The organism is Aerococcus sp. L_32, assembly GCF_050689315.1.
Genome location: NZ_JBOEQF010000316.1, coordinates 1 through 2,272, shown reverse-complemented (window position 1 = coordinate 2,272; position 2,272 = coordinate 1). Strand labels below are relative to the sequence as shown.

Here is a 2,272-nt window from a genome sequence, read left to right as displayed (position 1 = left end):
CTTGCCCTTTTACAAAAAGGTTTAGAAAAGGCATCACGATTTTGGGGGATAAGTGCTACAATATAGGAAATATGCGGTTGGGGAACTGGCCGGTTAATGAGAGGATTTTTGTGGTATGACGATTAATGAGCGATTAAAGCAGATTACGCCGTCTGAGATTCGGGCTTTTGATGCGCAGGTGTCGACGATTCCTGGTTTGTTGAATTTTACGATTGGGGAGCCAAATTTTGATGTGCCTGAATTTATTAAGGATGCGATGAAAGAGGCTTTGGATAAGAATTTCACCCATTATGCGGCTTCGGATGGTTTGCAGGAGTTGCGTCAGGCGATTGCTAATTTCTACCAACGTCGTCATCAACTAGACCTAAACTGGCAACAAATTATGGTGACGGTGGGGGCTAGTCAAGGTTTTATGATTACCATGATGGCCCTTTTGAATCCTGGGGATAAGGTCTTGATTCCATCACCATATTTCCCACTATATGGCTATTCTTCTATTTTATCTGGTGGGGATTCGGTTTTTGTGGATACATCTGCTGATGGTTTTGTCTTAACGCCTGAAGCTTTGGACCACCAGCTACAAGGTCATCCTGAGATCAAGTTGTTGATGCTGAATTATCCAAACAATCCAACTGGGACCACTTATTCTAAGGATCAGGTCAAGGGGTTGGCGGAGGTCTTGCGGAAGTACCCGGATGTTTATGTCTTGTCGGATGAAATTTACGGGGATTTGGTTTATGAAGGTGACCACTATTCAATGGTGCAAGAGTTACCAGAACGGACGATTTTACTTGCAGGGGCATCAAAGTCGTATGCGATGACTGGATTTAGACTAGGTTTCTTACATATTCCAGCTGACCTATATGAAGAGTTGTTCAAAATTTTCCAAACCATGGTAACCTGTGTATCAACACCTGACCAGTGGGCCGGGGTAGCTGCTTATAATGACGGCGACCAAGCCATTGATGAGATGAAGGGTGAATACAACCACCGCAGGAAGATGATTGTGGACCGGATGACAGCTATGGGATTTGATATCCCGCATCCAGCTGGCGCATTTTATGTATTCCCCCGCATTCCAGCCAAATACGGTGATGATGACCAAGCCTTTGCTCTAGATTTAGCGGAAAAAGCGAAAGTCGGTGTCATTCCTGGCTCAGCCTTTGGACCAGGCGGCCAAGGTTACTTCCGTTTCTCTTATGCCGCGGCCTACGAGGATATTGCCGTAGCCATGGACCGGATGGCAGCCTTTATGGAAGTATTATAGAAAAATAAATAGATCAAATAAAGTCGGGGCCACTGGTCTCGATTTTTTATTTCGTCAAAGTGGGTTTCAATTTGATCAGAAAATGAATATAAATTGCCTGTACATAGCCATTTGAACGGCTTAAATATCGACAGGGACGGCTTGGTCGAGTAAGATGGAAGACGAAGAAAGTTTGAAATATGGGGGAGATTTCCATGAATGAAATCAATGAACAAGCTAATAGAAACTGGGTAAGGGATGTCGCTTTATTCCTAACCAGTCAGGGGATTTCCCTATTCGGATCATCCATCGTCCAATATGCCATCATGTGGCATATTACGATTGAAACCGGGTCCGGTGTCATGATGACCTTGTATATCATCTGCGCCTTTTTACCAACCTTTTTACTGTCACCAGTAACAGGGGTCTGGGCTGACCGGTTTAACCGAAAGCAATTAATCATGTGGGCTGATGGTGGGATTGCGGTAGCTACGTTGGTTTTAGCCTTGTTGTATATGCAGGGTTACCAAGAGATTTGGATGTTACTGATTGTAGCAGCTATTCGTGCCTTTGGCGCGGCCGTCCAAACACCGGCAGTGGGTGCTATTTTGCCACAAATCGTCCCTAAATCAGAATTAACTCGGATTAACGGCCTCAATTCCTCTATTCAAGGGATTCTAAACTTCGGGTCGCCCTTGATATCAGCGGTTTTGCTAGCAGCCTGGCCACTGTCTTACATCTTCCTGGTCGATGTGGTTACAGCGGGATTAGCGATTGCCACCATGTTATTTTTGAAAGTCCGGACCCATGACAAGGCTAGTAGAAACCAGTCGGCGTCCTATACTGCCGACTTTATGTTGGGTGTCCGCTACGTCAAAAACCATGACTTTCTAAGAAACCTATTCATCTTCTTCGGAATCTTCATGTTACTAATCGCACCAGCCTCCATGTTACCGACTTTAGTTGTGACAAGGACATACGGAGACGAAGTGTGGCGGTTGTCAGCTATTGAGATTGCTTTCTCAG

General features: G+C 45.0%; 2 protein-coding genes. Both read left to right on the top strand.

Annotated elements, in window-relative coordinates; translation table 11 throughout:
- The first annotated feature begins 115 nt into the window (after positions 1–115).
- Positions 116–1,267, top strand: coding sequence for a pyridoxal phosphate-dependent aminotransferase (locus ACRCJ0_RS12275; protein ID WP_418151808.1), 1,152 nt, complete (start codon positions 116–118; stop codon positions 1,265–1,267).
- A gap of 194 nt (positions 1,268–1,461) precedes the next feature.
- Positions 1,462–2,272, top strand: an 811-nt coding sequence (locus ACRCJ0_RS12270; RefSeq protein ID WP_431390602.1) for an MFS transporter, incomplete at its 3' end; no start/stop codon positions are given.

Bases quoted from the DNA above. Each gene is read 5' to 3' on its own strand.
- ACRCJ0_RS12275 (WP_418151808.1), top strand. From the start codon at position 116: ATGACGATTAATGAGCGATTAAAGCAGATTACGCCGTCTGAGATTCGG.